We start from the raw sequence: 16,821 nt of genomic DNA, 5'->3' as shown, positions 1-16,821 counted from the left end.
ATATAAAAACGGCCAGCGAGCTGGCCGTATTTGTTTAGTAGTCAATTTTGCGGTTACTTGTCTTCACCTGTATCTTCATCGTCTGTTGTTAGATACCACAGGGTTAGTTTTTCGTCATCTAACTGAGTTAAGCGACCTTTGTCCAGCCATAGTTCGGTACTAAGATTGTTGCGGTAATCCCAGTTCCCCATTGAGTATTCACTTTCATTAATACCAGTGCGATCAATTACAAGCACATTGTCTTCACTGGCACTATAAGGGTGCTGGTTAAACAAATCTCTACTGAACCAAGCACGCGAGATTTTATTCATCAGTGTTTTCTCATTGCTGCTAGGGTGTACCTCACTACCATCGAATCGAACTGATTTATTGAAAATAAAAGGAAGTTCAGAACCGTTACATGTTCCAGAAATACAACCAATACTTTTGATTAAGCTTGGAATTGCTCCCAGAGTAAGTTCTCCATCCTCGAATAACTTCTCGTAACTCCACATATTGAACGTTGGCTGTACGTCAAAGTAATACATAGTGCTGACACTTTCGCTTTTGCTCGCTAAAGTACGTGCAGGCCCGGTAAACAAGACATCGTTTAGTAATGTTTTAAACTGTTTCATATTGTCAAGGGTGCCACCGATTTCGTTCTCAGGATTAGGATAGTAGTCTGATAAATTTAACAACGTGCTAGATCCACTTTCTCCTCCCAAGCTAAGTAACTCACCAAAAAACAACTTGGTAACTACGCCATAAGCCGTTAGGCCAGCTTCGGCTTGGTTAATAATCTCTTGCTCGGACATCGCTCCAATATTATTTAATAATTGCTTTTTATTTGTATCGTTTTCTAGCCAATTAGCAATAGCTATAGAAAGGGTATCAATGTCATCTTGAGTAAGAGGGCTTGGCTCATTATCACCCCCACAAATTAGATCTATATCGATAATGCCTGATTCACACAGCTCTGAAATAATCATCGGAGCTATGAACGTAAGACTTGGTAGCATACCAAAGCTGTTTGACTCATGAGCGTTAACACCAATGACTGTCGGTAGTTTTAGCCCTGTTTCAACAGGTTGCTGCGTTAAGTGGTAACCTTTTATATCACTACTAAAAGTCTTCTTTTTATATTCAACATATGGCGCAAATGGCATAAGTGCAGACATAGGAGTATTGTCTGAAGATAAGAATAAATTATTCGGATCTATGCCGATCGATAGCTTCAACCAGCCTAAAATTTGATTTCCTGGATCAGATATTTTTTCTTGTACTTTCAAAATGTCTTCTACTTCATTCATTCCAGATAGGTCGTAATCTTTTGTTCGTTCTTCTGCTACATCATAACTAGCGTATTCATATCCATAGGGGTTACTTTGCATGATCGCTTGTTGAAAGTACGAAGTATTAGGGTCGTCTACGTCCAAGATATCTTTATCTTCCATTAAGATACCTATAGACATTGCTCCAGAACCTTGTCCCATAACAGTAATGTTCTCGGTGTTGCCACCAAATTTATCAATATTTTCCTTCACCCATTTAAGAGCATTTTTTTGATCGCCTATACCGAAATTTCCGCCTTCTGGGTTAGATTTACCATCGACCCATTTACTACCCAGTAGACCTAAACGGTAGTTAAAGCTTACGTATATAAATGACTCATCAGTGATGCCATTTTCACTTCTTTGAGCAACCACGGTGTCACCGTGCACTAGTGCTTCAGAGCCAGAACCGTATTCGAAGTCACCACCGTGGATGAATACATATACAGGTAGATCTGCATCCGCATCAACGTCTACTGGGCGCCAAATGTTCAGGTTTAAACAGTCTTCACTTTGAGCTTGCTCAGTAGCGCGAATTTGCATACATGCATCACCAAATGAAGTGGCGTCAATAACTTTAAACTCATCTGTATTATCTGATAAAGGCAGTATATTGCTGTGTTCAAAACGCTCGGCTTTCGCAAAACGAATCCCTTTAAAAACTTCAACCGAAGACAGTTTGTCATCTTCAGAATTAGAAGACACAACAAGTTCTTGTTTGGTCGCTTTGATCATCACTTCGCCGATTTGCGTAGTAAACTGTTCAGCAGGTGCCGGTACTAAAGGTTCTGGTTTGTCTGGCATAGGAACAGTCGGTTCTGTATCACTGCCACAAGCAGCGAGTAACATTGAGATGGTCACAGCAGGAATTAATTGTTTGTTGAGTTTCATTATTACGTCCACAGTTATTTGTTGTTACCAAACCAGCAATTCCGTGCGCTATCATCGACCGTTGTCGTGCTTGGATGTATGTAGTTTTCTTATGGGATGTATATTAAATACATTTAACTGATTGATGGAATCGCATAAGTAGGACGCCACCCATCAAGAGTGGCCGTGACCACTCAATGCATGATGTAGGGCTAGAAGCGATAACCAAGGTTCAATGTGACAGCCGAGCGCGTTTCGCCCTTGTTGTACAGCATCGTCATGTTGTAATGCTTGCCAATCTGCTTATTGAATCCGGTTAAGAATGCCCACTGGTTAATGTCGACACCAACGTCATAATCAAATTCGATGTCATCGGTTTTTACTGTGCCTTGCATACGTGAATTTAAACCTTGGTATTCAGCACCAACGAAAAACTGAGCGCGATAGTCAACTAATTGATAACCCAACATTGGTTGAATAGTGACGATGCCGTCGCCCCAATCATCCAATCCTTTCAGGCGTGTTTGTGAATAGGTACCTGTCACTGAGGCAAAGAACTCTTTGTAACCAACAGATAGCGTGGTGCCCGCACCGCGTAAGTCATATTCAAGATGCAGTGGTACATTCAAACGGCCTCTGTTACATAGGGCAGAGACACCTTCGCAAAGCGCGTTACCTAACCCTGGCAGTTTGTCATTGAGCTTGTCTTTTAAATAGTCTCCTGCAGCGCCGGTATAAGAGGCATCCACGTTCGCATCAACGTTTACCTTTCCCACATATCCGAATACATTCCAGAATGGCAGGATATTAACGTCACCGCGTATCGAAAGACTCTCTGCCTTAACTGTCGCAATGCTATCTTCAGGATCAAATAAGTCATTCAAGCGAACACCACCAATCACGTAATCAGTCATTGGAATATCCATGTCTTGGTTGCGATAAGCTACTGATACGCCGAATGGAAGAGGTAAATCAATGCCTTGACGTCGCACCATGTCACCCATTAACGGAAAAACACGGTCTAGTTTCACGCTTGCTTCTTGCATTCTTGGGTCAGAGACTTCTTGAAGTCTGTCTTCATTCAGAACTTGTACACCGTTGTCGTCTTCATACAGTGCAACGGGTTCAATTAGGCTCGTCATCTTCATAGGCTTATTCTTTGATGTACCTACGACTTCAGTCGCTTTACTAGCAATAACAACCTTTCCTGAATGCAATGTGTGGAATTCAATCTCTTGACGATAAGTTTCTACTTTGTATACGTGGTGTTTGAATGGCTTATCGTTAGTGATTAGCATTCGCTTGGGTTCGCCATCGATTAACTCGATGTCGACATTCAAAAAACGGAAATACGCGATGTCTTGAGGTAGTCCATACTTCGAATAGTCGAAGCTGATGATTACCTTGTTATCGTCGATTTCTTTCACGCGAACCGAAGATGAGTCAAAGCTTTCTGCATAATCACGTAAGCGATATTCGGTACGTGTGAACGCTTCGATTTCATCTAGCAGGTTTTCGTTGTCATCCAGTTCTTCTGGGTTGTATTTGATACGAAGATCGATGTTGCCTTTGCTATCGGTGTTCTTGACGAGGTAAACGCTTGAGTCACGAACTTCATCACCAACTTTCAGAGTACGATGTGCGTGTTCAACTAGGTGCTCACCCTGTACAAGTGAGCTGATTGCAAGCTTTGGCAAGTCATGGCTGATACCATATTTGTCAAACAGTACTCGACCTTGCTCCATGACTTCGGTGTAAGTCTTGGTTTCCGCTGCTGACGCAAAAGTGGGAGTAGTAAGTAATAAGGCGCTCGCTAACACAGAAAGAGTATGGGTCTTACGGGCGCTGTTGCGGATTTCAAAAAAACTCATGACGGATTCCACGCTGAGTAACCTCAAACCTTCGAGGTTCACACAGTCGATGTAAAACTGAACTTCGTGTTCAGTTGTTATGTATTTATCCATTAGGATTGCTAGTGTGAATGTCGCGACTAAAAATGCATTGCGTCAATCAATGAGAGGATTTTAAGAGTAGGTGACAGATCGCGTTAATCGCGTTTGATGGACGCTATCCTACTTTAGTTAACTTTGATGCTAAGGTTATGATTTGTAGTTGTTTTCATCAGATAAAAAAACGGCCTGCTTAGTAAAATACTTTGCAGGCCGTGGTGTTATAGTGGTAAATGTATTGAGTTTAAGCGGTTACCTTCACTCTAAATAGATCAGTAAACAGCTTAGCTATCATCAAAATGATCATAATATTCACCAGCATCAATAGTGGCGTTTCTATTCTATATACCGGCGTGAGGTTGAGCGCACCAGATGTAAGAACAACCAATAAGTTGATACCCAAAATTCTATGTATCATGAGCTTAGGTGTCGCGAACACTTTCCATATCACCATAATGTTAAGGAAATAGAATAGGGCGAGCTCCCATAGCTCTGTCATTAATGGCATCACAAAGATGTATTGCAATAGAATCACTGACCCTGTGCCCAGCACACCATAAAAGGCATCTTTAATAATGCTTGGTGGCATGGTCGGGACCATCGAAGAGAATACACCGGCTAACATAGGGAATATAAAACCGCCCGGCACGGGAAGATAAATCCAAATCAAGAGTGATGTGATAAACATCGACACGCCTTGCAGCACTTTACGCCCATCTTCGTTTAAATGTTCAACAAACGTGCGGTGAGCATGATGCCAAGAGACTTCTTCATAATCGCCCATTGCATTGGGTTCACCTTCAACAAGTGATTGGTTTGGTACCCGTATATCGAACGCATTTAAGTTGTCAGTAAGAACCGACCATTGGATACCCAAGTCAGATTCGCTGCTAGTTTGTTTGAGTAATGCATCTTGAATATGCGCCATTTCATCGATGCGCATACGCCATGCTTGGATGTTTTCCTTAAGATGGTAGCTACCACTAAGCGGCAGATCTAAAAGTTGATACAGCTTATCAATATTCGCTGTGTTACTTTCAAGCGCGGCAATGTCTATATGGTCTGTGTTTTCCATAGCATCTAACAACGCTTGTTTGCTGGTTTCGAAACGTTGTACAAAGTTGAGCTCTGTATTCACAGGCCACACGAGGCGATACACGCAAGAGAAGACCACGACACCCAGTAGTGTTTCTTGAAGTCGAACTACAGCAAAGTGAAAGGTGGTTTGGCTATCAAACCCGCCCATGCAAGCAACAATTGAACACACGGCAAATCCAATAGAAAAGATATAACCGTACTTTTCATCGCTAGACATGAAGATACATACGCCTAGAAACAGGGTGAAAAATGTGAGAAACAAGAATCGATCTTGAGGGAACATGGCGATGAGAAAAAAGGCATAACCTGTCCCTAACAAGGTTCCCATTAACCGGTTATGGCCTTTGTTGATTGAATGGGCGAAGCTCTCATTCAATGTCATCACTGCAACGGCTATCGCTGCCCAATACGGTTTTTCCCAACCAAACCACAACGCTAAGCAGATCGCGATAACGATAGAGAGTGAGGCTTTAATCGCTTCTTTAGTCGATGCAGTGAACATATAAATCACCTAGTTATTTTTGATTATTTTGATCGAGGCCGTCATACCAACACGCAGTTGTACGTCTTCAGGTACTTTGTTTAGTTTAACTTTGATAGGGATGCGTTGAGCGAGACGTATCCATTGGAAGTTTGGATTCACATTTGGCAATAGATCATTACCTGTGCTGCCGTCTTGCTTAGCGATACCAAAGCCAATACTTTTAATATGTCCTTCTAGTTGAACATTGTTGTGCATCATTAGGGTCACATAGGCAGTATCTTGAGCGTCGACACCGACTAAATCTGTCTCTTTGAAATAACCTTCAATCCAAAAGCTATCTTCATCAATTAACGCAACCACTGGTGAATTCGCGACAACTTGAGAGCCCACACGTAGGTTTAGGTTAGTGATGTAGCCGTTAGTAGGTGCATATATCTTGGTGTATTCAAGGTTAAGATGTGCTTCTTCTACATTAGCTTTTGCCAGCTCGACGTTCGCGGCGCTGGTCTCTACTGCATTGCTTAAGTTGTTTAGCGTCAGAACCGGTACAGCACCAGGCGTCCTTTTTTCTAAATTTAACGCGCGTTGCTCTTCGTTTTTCGCCTTGGCGAGTAGGGCAAGCGCTTGTTTTTGGGTCGCAAGGGCTTTTCGGTAGGTAGCTTTGTAAATACTCGGGTCGATCTCAAAAAGAAGGTCGCCTTTTTTTACTTTCGAGTTGTCTTCGACATGCACTTCAATCACTTGGCCCGTTACACGAGGTGTAATCGAGACGATATAAGCGCTAACTTGTCCATCTCTGGTCCACGGGTTACTTGAATAAGACTGGTAATAGCTATAAACGACAGTTCCCGCAGCAGCCAATAATAAAAGTGTGATGAGATAACGTTTGATCACAGTAAGTGCCTCAAAAAATGGTAATAAAATGGCCGATAGCGCCAGTAAAAATCACGATCAAGCTCAGTTCTGCTATTGCAGGAAAGGCGATGTACTTATGAAGGCCAAACCTTGTAGCGATTGACCCTGTTAGCATTGTCAATATGTAAGCCAGTGCGACAACCAATAACAGCGGTGGGAAGTAGACTTCACCCCACACAAGTTCATGTGGCATTGTGTTCATGGTTCTTTTCTCTATTTGTTTGGTGAATGCAACGATAACGGAGTTAGGTTTATTGTGATAATCGCTTATAGAGGATTAGATCCATCAAATCTAAGACCATAATGGTTTACGATTCGATTTGAATCCTGTTAAGTGCTACAAAGCCTACTAGTTGAGGTAAGGTAGGGATACGATCTGGAGTTAATAATACTTATTTGAAATTTATTTCAAAAATAATTCAAATATTTCGTTTTTGGTTAAATCATTTTAAAACAATAGCTTATGGCATAAAACGCGCTTCTGTCACTCATCAAATAATCGAAGCGATGATTTGATCCATCAAATGGGATTACATAATAAAACCTTTTGTTCTTAATATTCGGTTCGAAGCAACGAGCTGCTTTATTAAATTGAATAATCCAACAAATATCAGTATTAATTTATTCGTTAGATTATTTGCTCCTTATATTTAGTAACAAGAGTAAATTTGTCATGGACATTATTTCTAATCTGTTTGACATGGCACCATTTGTCGCGCTATTTATTACACTCTCATTAGGTTATATGGTCGGTAAAATTACGATCGGCCGATTCGTTTTAGGCGGTGTAGCCGGAACCTTATTAATGGGCGTAATAATTGGGCAATTTGGTGTTCAGATAGATCCTGGCGTTAAAAGTATTTTCTTTGCGCTGTTTATTTATGCCGTAGGTTATCAGGGCGGCGCACAATTCTTTAAAGCCCTTAATTTCAGAACCATCAACATTCTGCTCTCTGCGGTTGTCATGACTGTTTCTGGCTTGTTGTGTGCACTTGCCGCTGCATGGTTATTTGACTTAGATAGAGGCACAGCTGCAGGTCTAGCCGCTGGTGGTTTAACTCAATCTGCGATTATTGGTACTGCAGGTGATGCGATCGCACGTTTAGGTGGTGTAACTGAAGAAGCTAAACACCTAATGCAAACTAATGTTGCTGTTGGTTACGCTGTAACATATATCTTTGGTTCTCTCGGCCCGATCTTAATGGTGACTTGGGTATTCCCAACACTCATGAAGTGGGACATCCGTTCTGAAGCTATCACTCTAGAAGAAAAAAATTCTAACGGGAAACGTGATTTAGCGGATGGCGAATTTAACGCGGTTACTGCTCTAGTGACGCGTGCTTATAAAGTGACTAACGACGATCAACTGGTCGGTAAGACATTGGGCCAATTGAATCAATCATCACTTGCTGCGTGCATCGAGCTGATTGAGCGCGATGGTAAAGAGCTGAGCGCAGACAAGTTCACGGCGCTTAAAGCGGGGGACCTTGTTGTAGTGACTGGTCGCCGAAATGCGGTTCATGAGCTACAGAGTAAGGCACAAAGTAATGAAGTTGCACTACCGGAAAGCTATGAAGTTATAGAAGAAAATCGTCAACTTATCGCTGATAATCGTAAGCTGATTGGCCGCTCGCTAAGAGAAATCAAAGACAGCTCAAACGAACGCTCATTCCGAGGCGTGTATGTGACAGATTACATCCGTGAAGGTGCTTCAGTTGCCATTACTGATGACCTGATTGTCGGGAAAAACGATGTAATTCAATTAACGGGTACTGCTCAAGACATCAACCGAGTTGAAAAACATATCGGTAAGCGCATGGGTTCTGCAACCACGACAGATTTCATTGTAATGGGCTTCGGTATGGTGTTGGGTCTTCTCATTGGCCTAATCAGCTTTAAAATTGCAGGTATCCCCGTAACGATTGGTTCTGGTGCAGGTTGTTTGATCTCTGGTTTACTTGTTGGTTGGTTACGTAGCAGAAATCCACATGTGGCTCAGTTCCCAGCGAGCGCTACAAACTTCATTCGTGATTTTGGTTTAGCAGCATTTGTTGGCATCGTTGGCCTAGAAGCTGGCCCTCAAGCGGTTGACACCATAAAAGAACACGGTATGTCACTCCTGTTCTTAGGTATGGCAGTTACTATTATTCCACAGATTATTTCATTCTTGTTCTCTTACTTTGTTTTGAAGATCAAGAACCCAATTGAAGCTTTAGGTTGTGTGACCGGTGGTCGAAGTGCAAACCCAGCCTTCGCAGCATTGATGGAGAAAGCAGGCAATGCAACGCCAGTGTTCTCTTTCACTGTGACTTACGCTGTAGCGAACGTGTTATTGACTTTATGGGGACCAATTATCGTTGGCATTATTACCGTTAACGCAGGTATGTAATCAAAACTACACATCTAATACGATTTAAAAAATAACTATCAATTTATTAAAAGGCCTGCCAAATAAAAACATTGGCTAGGCTCGAACAAACACACTTAAGTAAAACACTTTGTTTAAATGAAAGTGTTCAATATTAAATGATTAGGTAAATATCATGACTACACAAAATAAAACTATCGATTTTTCAAAATTTGCTGATTTAAGCCCATTTGAATTGAAAGATAAATTAATTGAAGTTGCACAAACAGTACCAGACCGCGCTTTATTAGATGCAGGCCGTGGTAATCCAAACTTCCTAGCAACATTGCCACGTAAAGCGTTTATTCGCTTAGGTGAATTTTCCGTAATGGAGGCGGAGCGCACATATTCATATTTAGACGGTAGCTTTGGTGGTATCCCGGATGGTGTTGGTATTGTTGAGCGTTTTGATTCTTACGCAAACAATAATCAACAGAACCCAGGCGTTCAGTTCATTGAAAAAGCTCTGAGCTACGCAAAAGATCGCCTAGGTATTGAAAAACAAGTGTTCTTGAACGAACTGGTTAACGCGTACTTAGCGTGTAACTACCCAGTGCCGCCACGTATGCTGACGAATATCGAAACGGTTGTAAAACAGTACATAGCAGAAGAGATGTACGGTCCAATGCCAATGACGACGGATTTCGATCTGTTTGCCACTGAAGGTGGTACGGCGTCAATGACGTATACGTTCCAAACCATGTTCCACAACGGTCTTCTAAAGAAAGGCGATAAGGTTGCGTTAATCACACCAATCTTCACACCTTACCTAGAGATCCCTGAGCTTTCGGAATACGAACTTGAGATTGTAGAGCTTCGTTTAGACGAGACAACATGGCAGCTTCCTATGTCTGAAATCCAGAAGCTAGAAGATAAAGACATTAAATTGTTGTGCGTAGTAAACCCAGCAAACCCTGCATCAGTGAAGTTCTCTGATGAGACGCTTGATAACTTATCAGACTTCGTCAATACACAACGTAGCGATCTGTTCATTATCACTGATGATGTATACGGGACATTCGCAGACGAGTTTGTTTCTCTGTTTGCCAAACTTCCATACAACACGCTTTGTGTTTACTCATTCTCTAAGTACTTCGGTGCGACAGGCTGGCGCCTTGGCTCGATTGCGATTCAATACAACAATGTGTTCGATGATGCAATGCGTAGCCTACCAGAAACGCGCCAACTTGAACTGGATGAGCGATACAAGACGTTAGATCCAGAACCTCGCGGTATTAAGTTCATCGATCGTATCGTTGCAGACAGCCGAAGTGTTGCACTAAACCACACCGCGGGTCTTTCACTACCACAACAAGTTCAAATGGCGCTGTTCTCATTGAACTGCCTAATGGACTCAGAGCAAAACTACAAAGAAGCATGCAAACGCATCATTCGTGAGCGTTACAAAACTCTGTACAAAAACATGGGTGTAGAAATTGAAGAGAACAAAGATCGTGTGGACTACTACACATTGCTTGAGCTCGACACTTTGGGCGGCAAATTGTACGGCCCAGCTTTCGTTGAATGGTTCAAAGCGAACGAGAAGGGCAAAGACTTCCTGTTCCGACTTGCACACGAAACAGGCGTTATCTTGCTTCCAGGCAAAGGCTTCGATGTAGTACACGCTTCTGTTCGCGTTTCTTTGGCTAACCTTACTCACCACGAGTACGAACTGATTGGTCGCGCAACGCGCAAGGTGTTAGACGAACACTTCGCTGAGTTTCAAGGCGAATAAGTTTTAGTCAAACTTACCAAGAATATGCCTCGGCGATGTCGAGGCTATTCCGACCAAATAAGCACAGTGGTTAGCAGGTAACAACTGCTTATCTTGACGTTCCGTTGTGTTTATTTAGTCGTCTTCCGCAAGTAATTAAAAATCCAATTAAAACTAAAAAAGAGCGGCGTATGAAAAGCATTATTTCTATTCAATCTCACGTGGTTTATGGGCATGCAGGCAACAGCTCTGTGGTTTTTCCAATCCAAAGGATGGGACTCGATGTGTGGCCAATCCATACTGTTCAGTTTTCTAATCACACTCAATATGAGCAAGGTTGGACAGGACAAAAATTTGGCTCAGACGATATTCGAAATTTAATTCAAGGCTTAGACAACATCAGTGCATTGAAAGACTGTGGCGCGGTTCTTTCGGGTTATCAGGGAAGTGCAGACCAATGCAAAGCGGTTGCTGAAGCGGTAAGTCTCATCAAAGATAAAAATCACAGTGCACTCTATATTTGTGACCCTGTAATGGGCGACCCAGATAAAGGTTGTATCGTTGATGATGGGGTTAAAGCTGCCATAGCCAAACACTTACTGCCTATCGCTGATGCGATCGTGCCCAACCAATTTGAGCTAAGTGAATTGACCAATACCAAAATCCACTCGCTTTGTGATGCCGTTACCGCTTGTAAGAAAGCATTGGAACTTGGACCAAAGATGGTTTTAGTGAAACATCTGCACTCATTACCCGACGACGCGTTCAGCATGATCCTCGCAACGAAAAAGGCATGCTATTTAGTCCAAAGGCCGAATATTGAATTTGATAAACAACCGGTTGGTGTTGGCGATCTTATCTCAGGCATATTTACTGCAGGATTAATGAAAAAAATGTCTCCGGTGGCTGCATTCCGTCACGCAAACAACGCCGTTTACGGTGTATTGGAGCTGACTAAAAGCTATGGCACTTGGGAACTACAAACGATTAATGCTCAGTATGAATTTGTTGAACCTACCCACGATTTCAACGTAGTCAAAATAGGCTAGAGCGTTTAACTCTAAATGTGGTGGCGATGGCTATTCGATGGATAGCGTCCTACAAACAAGATTACGAGTTAAGCCTCACTCTAGTTATATTACGACCACAAAGAGACGGACTTCACTTTATCCCTATTTATTAACTTTTCTGTTTTCTAATTTTATTAAACAGAGTCTCTGAATCATATTAGAGAAAATTAAATGAGCCTAAATATGAACCGTCTAATCTCTTCCGGTCTTACCGTTGCTTTGTCATTCCTCGTAGTGGCCTGTAGTTCACCTCATACACTGGATTTACGCGTAAACAAAGATAATTACAAAGAAGTAGTAGTAGAAGATACATCTACCGTAGGTGAGCCACTGCGTATTTGGGCGAACGAGACACCGGACTTCTTATATTCTGTAGACGATAAAACCACACCGATTACCGTATCAGGCGATCAACTGAACATTCTTGCCTTGTCAGGAGGTGGCGCCAACGGAGCCTTTGGTGCCGGTATTTTGATCGGGCTTGAAGAATCAGACCAACTGAAGGATTACTCCATAGTGACAGGCATCAGCGCAGGCGCGTTAATGGCACCGTTTGTGTTCATCGGGGGAGATGCGTTTCCGAAGATGAAGGAAGTGATGTTGAATATTAATGACAAGTCAGTCCTTGGCAAAAAGAACTTTCTGAACACTGTGTTTAAAGATGCGTTTACTGATGGAGAAAGCTTGTATCAGTTCATTGCTACGGCGTTCCCTGAACCGATGATTGAGCAAATTGCAGAGCAACATCGCAATGGTAAGCGTCTGTTTATTGGCAGTACACATTTTGATTCCGGCGAGCTTGTTATTTGGAATGTGGGCGCAATTGCAAACAGTGACGTGCCAAATAAATCCGAGCTTATCTATAAGGTTTTGGCCGCAAGTGCATCTATTCCTGGAGTGTTCCCACCGCAGTTTATCAATGTGGAACATGAAGGTGAAATTTTTGAAGAGTTGCACGTTGATGGTGGCTTAGCGGCTCAAGTGTTCTTCAATCCATCGCAATTTGACTATCAACAGATCTCAGATGCACTTGGATTAGAAACACCACCACAGCTTGATGTGATTCGAAATGGTGTACTGAAAGCGCCGTACCACTCGTTACGAGATAAGGGCCTAGATTTGGTAACGAAGAGCGTATCAAGCCTGACTCTTGCTCAAACTCGTGGTGACTTATATCGAATGAAATACATCAGTGAAACCAACAACATTGATATGCAATTTACTTACATCGAACACGATTTTGGTTACGCCAAACGAACCAAAGATATGTTTGATGAACATTACCTATTAACCATATACGAATATGGCTATCACAAAGCAACTCAGGGCAAACCTTGGGTAACCGAATTACCTTAATTAGGGATATTGTAAAATGAAAAAAACGGCATTAACGCTACTTATTATTGCAACGTCTGGCGCTGCAATGGCACAAAACACATCCTCAATGGATCAGCAAAAAGTCAATAACGACATGCTACAACTGGTCGATGTTCAACAAGAAGCAGCGTTGGTGATGGTTGAAGAGACTTCAGATTACGTGACAATTGATTACATTGGTCAGTGGGTAGAGGTGAATAACTACGTTACACATAAAGAAGCTAAGCAACGCCAACTTCAAAAGGCCAGCAAGAAATACATTTACTCGCAAACGGGTGAAACTTTAGAGTCCATTGAACAACGCGTTGCTGAACACATTCAAGCAGATCAACCTAGATACTTCAGTGTCGATGTTTACCGCAATTACCACGGTGATTCAGGCGATTTTAACTACCTAGCTCGAGTTATCGAGTACATTTAAGTTATTCGCCACAACTCAATCATAGAACCTACTGACTTAAGTAGGTTTTTTTGTTTCAACCAGACAAATTCATCTTACGATTATTATTCTGACAAAGTAGATATTTCGTCAGCCTGTGATAGTTTAAATATATAACGATTAAAAATAAGCACATCAAAATGAATTTCAGCATTGAACAACTTCTCGCGTTCGTTACCGTTTATGATCAGCTTTCGTTCAGTAAAGCGGCCGTTAAGCTCAACAAACACAGAACGACAATCGGGCAAGTGATTACGAATCTCGAAGATCAACTCGCAGTAAACCTTTTTGAAAGAGTCGGTCGTTCCGTAGAACCAACGGAAGACGGGCATCTTCTGTATCACTATGCTAAGCAAACCATTGAGCAAGCGCGTACCTTTGATAAGGTTGCGTTGAGCCTGTCTTATGGCGGGTTAGAAAACATCACAATCGCTTATTCTAGCGTGATTCCTCAACGCGTTCTTGTCGATATTCGCAAGCAACTCAAGCGCGATTTTCCAATGATGCGAGTGAACTTTCTGGTTCGTAATAAGAAAGCGATCAAGCAAGGGATTCAAGATGGTGAATACCACTTTGGTTTGGTGAATGTTCACGATAGCCGCGCTATGCACAGTTTAGACGCAACATTTTTAGGCCATATTGAATTTTTCCCATTTGTACAAAAGGGTGGTGAATTTGCCAATCTAGCCAAAGAGGATGTGCTGGTCGCTTTGAGAAACTCGAAACAATTTGTTTTGAGATCCCTGATTGAAGAAGGGATGTCGGAAAAAATTGTTGTAAGTTCAGACCACGAAGAGATCGACCAACTTGCATTGACAATAAAAATGGTTGAAGAAGGCTTGGGTTGGGCACTTTTACCTAAATCATTCTTTTCTGACCCAGAGTTTTCTCAACACGAAATTGAACCTATTCAAGCGGCAGAAATATTTGAAGGATTCAAATTTGGTTTCGCATTGTGGTGTCCTCACTCGAAACAGATCAGTGATATCAAGGGCTCATTAACTTCAGTGATATCAGAATACAGAGAGCGATTAATCAGTAGCTTTCGAGCTTAGCTTTATATTTATTACAATAGTTTATATGTAGTGCTCTCTAACCTTTACTCACACATACGTTCACTCCAAATGAAGGCTCACTTAGAGCCTTTTTTTGTATCGAATTTCTGATCTCATCCCGTTGGGTAAGGCCCCGTTTTGTAGGATTTGACCCTGCATATGCGAGTAGGGCAATGCCACCGTTTGGCCTATTCTAGTCCTGTCGATTAAGGACCCCCTTTATTGGCAATAAGTGTTAATTTTCTATGTTTACTGCAAGGAAGCAGAGTTTTGGCCGGGTTTCATTACCCGGCCTTTTTTATGAGGCCAATCTTATGAATCGCTGCGGCGGCTTTTTTCTTCTTTCCTGCTCTTTGTTTACAGCTCATTCGTCCGCATCGTTTTTCGATCCTGTTGATGGTCAGTTTGATTTGGGGCATCACCTTGCTGAAAATGCACATGGCTTTTTACCTATTCCAATTTTGATTACCGAGCCTGCAGTAGGTTACGGTGGCGGTGTGGCTGGGTTGTTTCTACATGAGACGGATGAAGAAAAGCGACAACGAAAGCAGGCAGCTCTCTCTGCCATAGATGGTGGTGCGCAGCTTGTTCCTTCTGCAATGTCAGTGGTTGGCGCAGTCGGTACAGAAAATGAGACTTGGTTTGTATTCGGTGGTCATAGACGTTCATGGATGAATGATGCTATTCGTTATACTGGGGGGGGCGGTTTTGGTGTTGCGAATTTAGATTTGTACACATCAATCGATTGGGCACCGATTGACCATGACCTGAGAATAGGCACATCAACTTCCGTTGCTGTACTGTCTCAAAAGGTACAGTTTAGACTCGGAAATACACCTTGGATGTTGGGTATAAAGCAATTACTGGCAAAGTCTGAAATTGAATTCGAAAATACACTTTTAGATAAACTCTTGGGTAACGAATCGGTCACGTCAGGCTTAGGGTTAGAGGCAGAATATGACACGCGAGATAACCTATTTTATCCGACTAAGGGCTATAAGTTGTCTGCTGATTACATGATTTATGATGATGCCATTGGCAGTGATTACAATTACCGTAATTTCAACATTGATGGTGAAGCTTATATCCCAATCACTAATAAATGGACGTTAGGCTTGGCCGCAAACTATCAAAACTTCGAACAGAAAGATCTGTTTGTATCACCGACGGCGAAGCCTTATGTTTCTTTGCGTGGTGTGTCTTCTTACCGTTATCAAGGTGATGAGATTGAAACTATACAAGGGCAATTGACGTATAGTATCAATCATCGCTGGAAGGTTTCTGGGTTCTACGGTTCTGGTACTGCAAAACAAGATAGCAGAATAAGTCAGGATAGTACGGTGAATGCAGGAGGTGTCGGTTTTCGATATCAAATCGCAAGACGTTACGGTTTACACCTTGGTATGGACTACGCGCAAAGCCATGAAGAGCGTGCTATCTACTTTAATATCGGCAGTGGCTTCTAGTGCTACGCATGGGTTGAATTTTTCCCAAAAAAAGGCGCTAATCAGCGCCTTTCTGGTTTCTTATTACTTGTTCACAGTAAGATTACTTCTTACGGCAGAACTCAGCGATTACGTACATTGATTGACCGCCGTTTGTTTTACCAGAAACAAGCTTCGGATCGTCACCAACGCTGATGCCGCGGATAACAGTACCTTGCTTAATCACTTGGTTAGTGCCTTTGATTGGCAGGTCTTTAATTACTGTTACGTCGTCACCTTTCTTAAGTTCAACGCCGTTCACGTCAAGAGGCTTGTCATCAGCAGACATACCAATTTGTGCCCAAACTGACGTTTCTTCTTCAAGGTACATCATGTCTAGCGCGTCTTGAGCCCAGCTTTCTGTGTTCAGACGAGTAAGTTGACGCCATGCAGTTACTTGAACTGGCGCTTCTTGACTCCACATGCTGTCAGTAAGACAACGCCAGTGGTTGATATCTTTAGGATCGTCAATCTCACCAAGACATTTGTCACATACCATGATGCCGTGATCCACTGTTACGTGGCTGTGTGGCGGCACTGCGTATGCAGTAAGAGAAGAATCAGAACCACATAGTTCACATTTAGATTGGCAGCGTTCTAGCATAGTAGCTTCAGAAGACATAATGGACTCACATTTATTAGGTATTAA

13 protein-coding genes are annotated in these 16,821 nt (G+C 42.3%); 7 read left to right on the top strand and 6 right to left on the bottom strand.

The features are described from left to right. Positions 1 to 53: 53 nt before the first annotated feature. From BCT34_RS20235 to BCT34_RS20215, 5 genes are all read right to left on the bottom strand, one after another. The gene (locus BCT34_RS20235; protein ID WP_076652467.1) at positions 54 to 2,201 is read right to left on the bottom strand and encodes a carboxylesterase family protein; all 2,148 of its coding nucleotides are present in this window, start codon (positions 2,199 to 2,201) and stop codon (positions 54 to 56) included. A 191-nt stretch (positions 2,202 to 2,392) separates the two neighbouring features. Then, the gene (locus BCT34_RS20230) at positions 2,393 to 4,051 is read right to left on the bottom strand and encodes a hypothetical protein (RefSeq protein ID WP_076652469.1); all 1,659 of its coding nucleotides are present in this window, start codon (positions 4,049 to 4,051) and stop codon (positions 2,393 to 2,395) included. Between the two features lie 322 nt (positions 4,052 to 4,373). Then, entirely contained in the window at positions 4,374 to 5,729 is a 1,356-nt protein-coding gene (locus tag BCT34_RS20225) for an FUSC family protein (protein WP_076652472.1), read from the bottom strand. A gap of 9 nt (positions 5,730 to 5,738) precedes the next feature. Beyond that, entirely contained in the window at positions 5,739 to 6,605 is an 867-nt protein-coding gene (locus BCT34_RS20220; RefSeq protein WP_076652474.1) for an HlyD family secretion protein, read from the bottom strand. A gap of 10 nt (positions 6,606 to 6,615) precedes the next feature. Then, complete coding sequence (locus tag BCT34_RS20215; protein WP_076652477.1) at positions 6,616 to 6,828, bottom strand: DUF1656 domain-containing protein; 213 nt, start codon at positions 6,826 to 6,828, stop codon at positions 6,616 to 6,618. A gap of 471 nt (positions 6,829 to 7,299) precedes the next feature. On the opposite strand from BCT34_RS20215, the gene aspT reads away from it, so the two are divergent. The 7 genes from aspT (at position 7,300) to BCT34_RS20180 (ending at position 16,154) form a co-directional block, all read left to right on the top strand. Then, a complete protein-coding gene (aspT, locus tag BCT34_RS20210) occupies positions 7,300 to 9,015 on the top strand; it encodes an aspartate-alanine antiporter (protein ID WP_076657278.1) in 1,716 nt (571 codons plus the stop codon). A gap of 154 nt (positions 9,016 to 9,169) precedes the next feature. Continuing rightward, the gene (locus tag BCT34_RS20205) at positions 9,170 to 10,768 is read left to right on the top strand and encodes a bifunctional aspartate transaminase/aspartate 4-decarboxylase (RefSeq protein ID WP_076657276.1); all 1,599 of its coding nucleotides are present in this window, start codon (positions 9,170 to 9,172) and stop codon (positions 10,766 to 10,768) included. 170 nt (positions 10,769 to 10,938) lie between these two features. Beyond that, positions 10,939 to 11,796 (top strand): pyridoxal kinase PdxY, encoded by an 858-nt coding sequence (gene pdxY / locus BCT34_RS20200; protein WP_076657274.1) that lies wholly within the window; start codon positions 10,939 to 10,941, stop codon positions 11,794 to 11,796. Positions 11,797 to 12,000: 204 nt separating this feature from the next. Then, positions 12,001 to 13,173, top strand: a complete 1,173-nt coding sequence (locus BCT34_RS20195; protein WP_076657273.1) for a patatin-like phospholipase family protein — start codon at positions 12,001 to 12,003, stop codon at positions 13,171 to 13,173. A gap of 16 nt (positions 13,174 to 13,189) precedes the next feature. Further along, complete coding sequence (locus tag BCT34_RS20190) at positions 13,190 to 13,615, top strand: hypothetical protein (protein ID WP_076657272.1); 426 nt, start codon at positions 13,190 to 13,192, stop codon at positions 13,613 to 13,615. A gap of 158 nt (positions 13,616 to 13,773) precedes the next feature. After that, positions 13,774 to 14,688, top strand: coding sequence for a LysR family transcriptional regulator (locus BCT34_RS20185; protein ID WP_076657270.1), 915 nt, complete (start codon positions 13,774 to 13,776; stop codon positions 14,686 to 14,688). A 314-nt stretch (positions 14,689 to 15,002) separates the two neighbouring features. Beyond that, positions 15,003 to 16,154 (top strand): BamA/TamA family outer membrane protein, encoded by a 1,152-nt coding sequence (locus BCT34_RS20180; protein ID WP_076657268.1) that lies wholly within the window; start codon positions 15,003 to 15,005, stop codon positions 16,152 to 16,154. Positions 16,155 to 16,236: 82 nt separating this feature from the next. On the opposite strand, the gene BCT34_RS20175 is transcribed toward BCT34_RS20180, so the two are convergent. Then, positions 16,237 to 16,794, bottom strand: a complete 558-nt coding sequence (locus BCT34_RS20175; RefSeq protein ID WP_017060062.1) for a PhnA domain-containing protein — start codon at positions 16,792 to 16,794, stop codon at positions 16,237 to 16,239. Positions 16,795 to 16,821 lie beyond the last annotated feature (27 nt).

This window comes from Vibrio sp. 10N.261.45.E2 (assembly GCF_002875705.1).
GTDB lineage: Bacteria > Pseudomonadota > Gammaproteobacteria > Enterobacterales > Vibrionaceae > Vibrio.
Note: the sequence above shows the minus strand (reverse complement) of the source record. Positions and strands in the feature narration are given on the sequence as shown.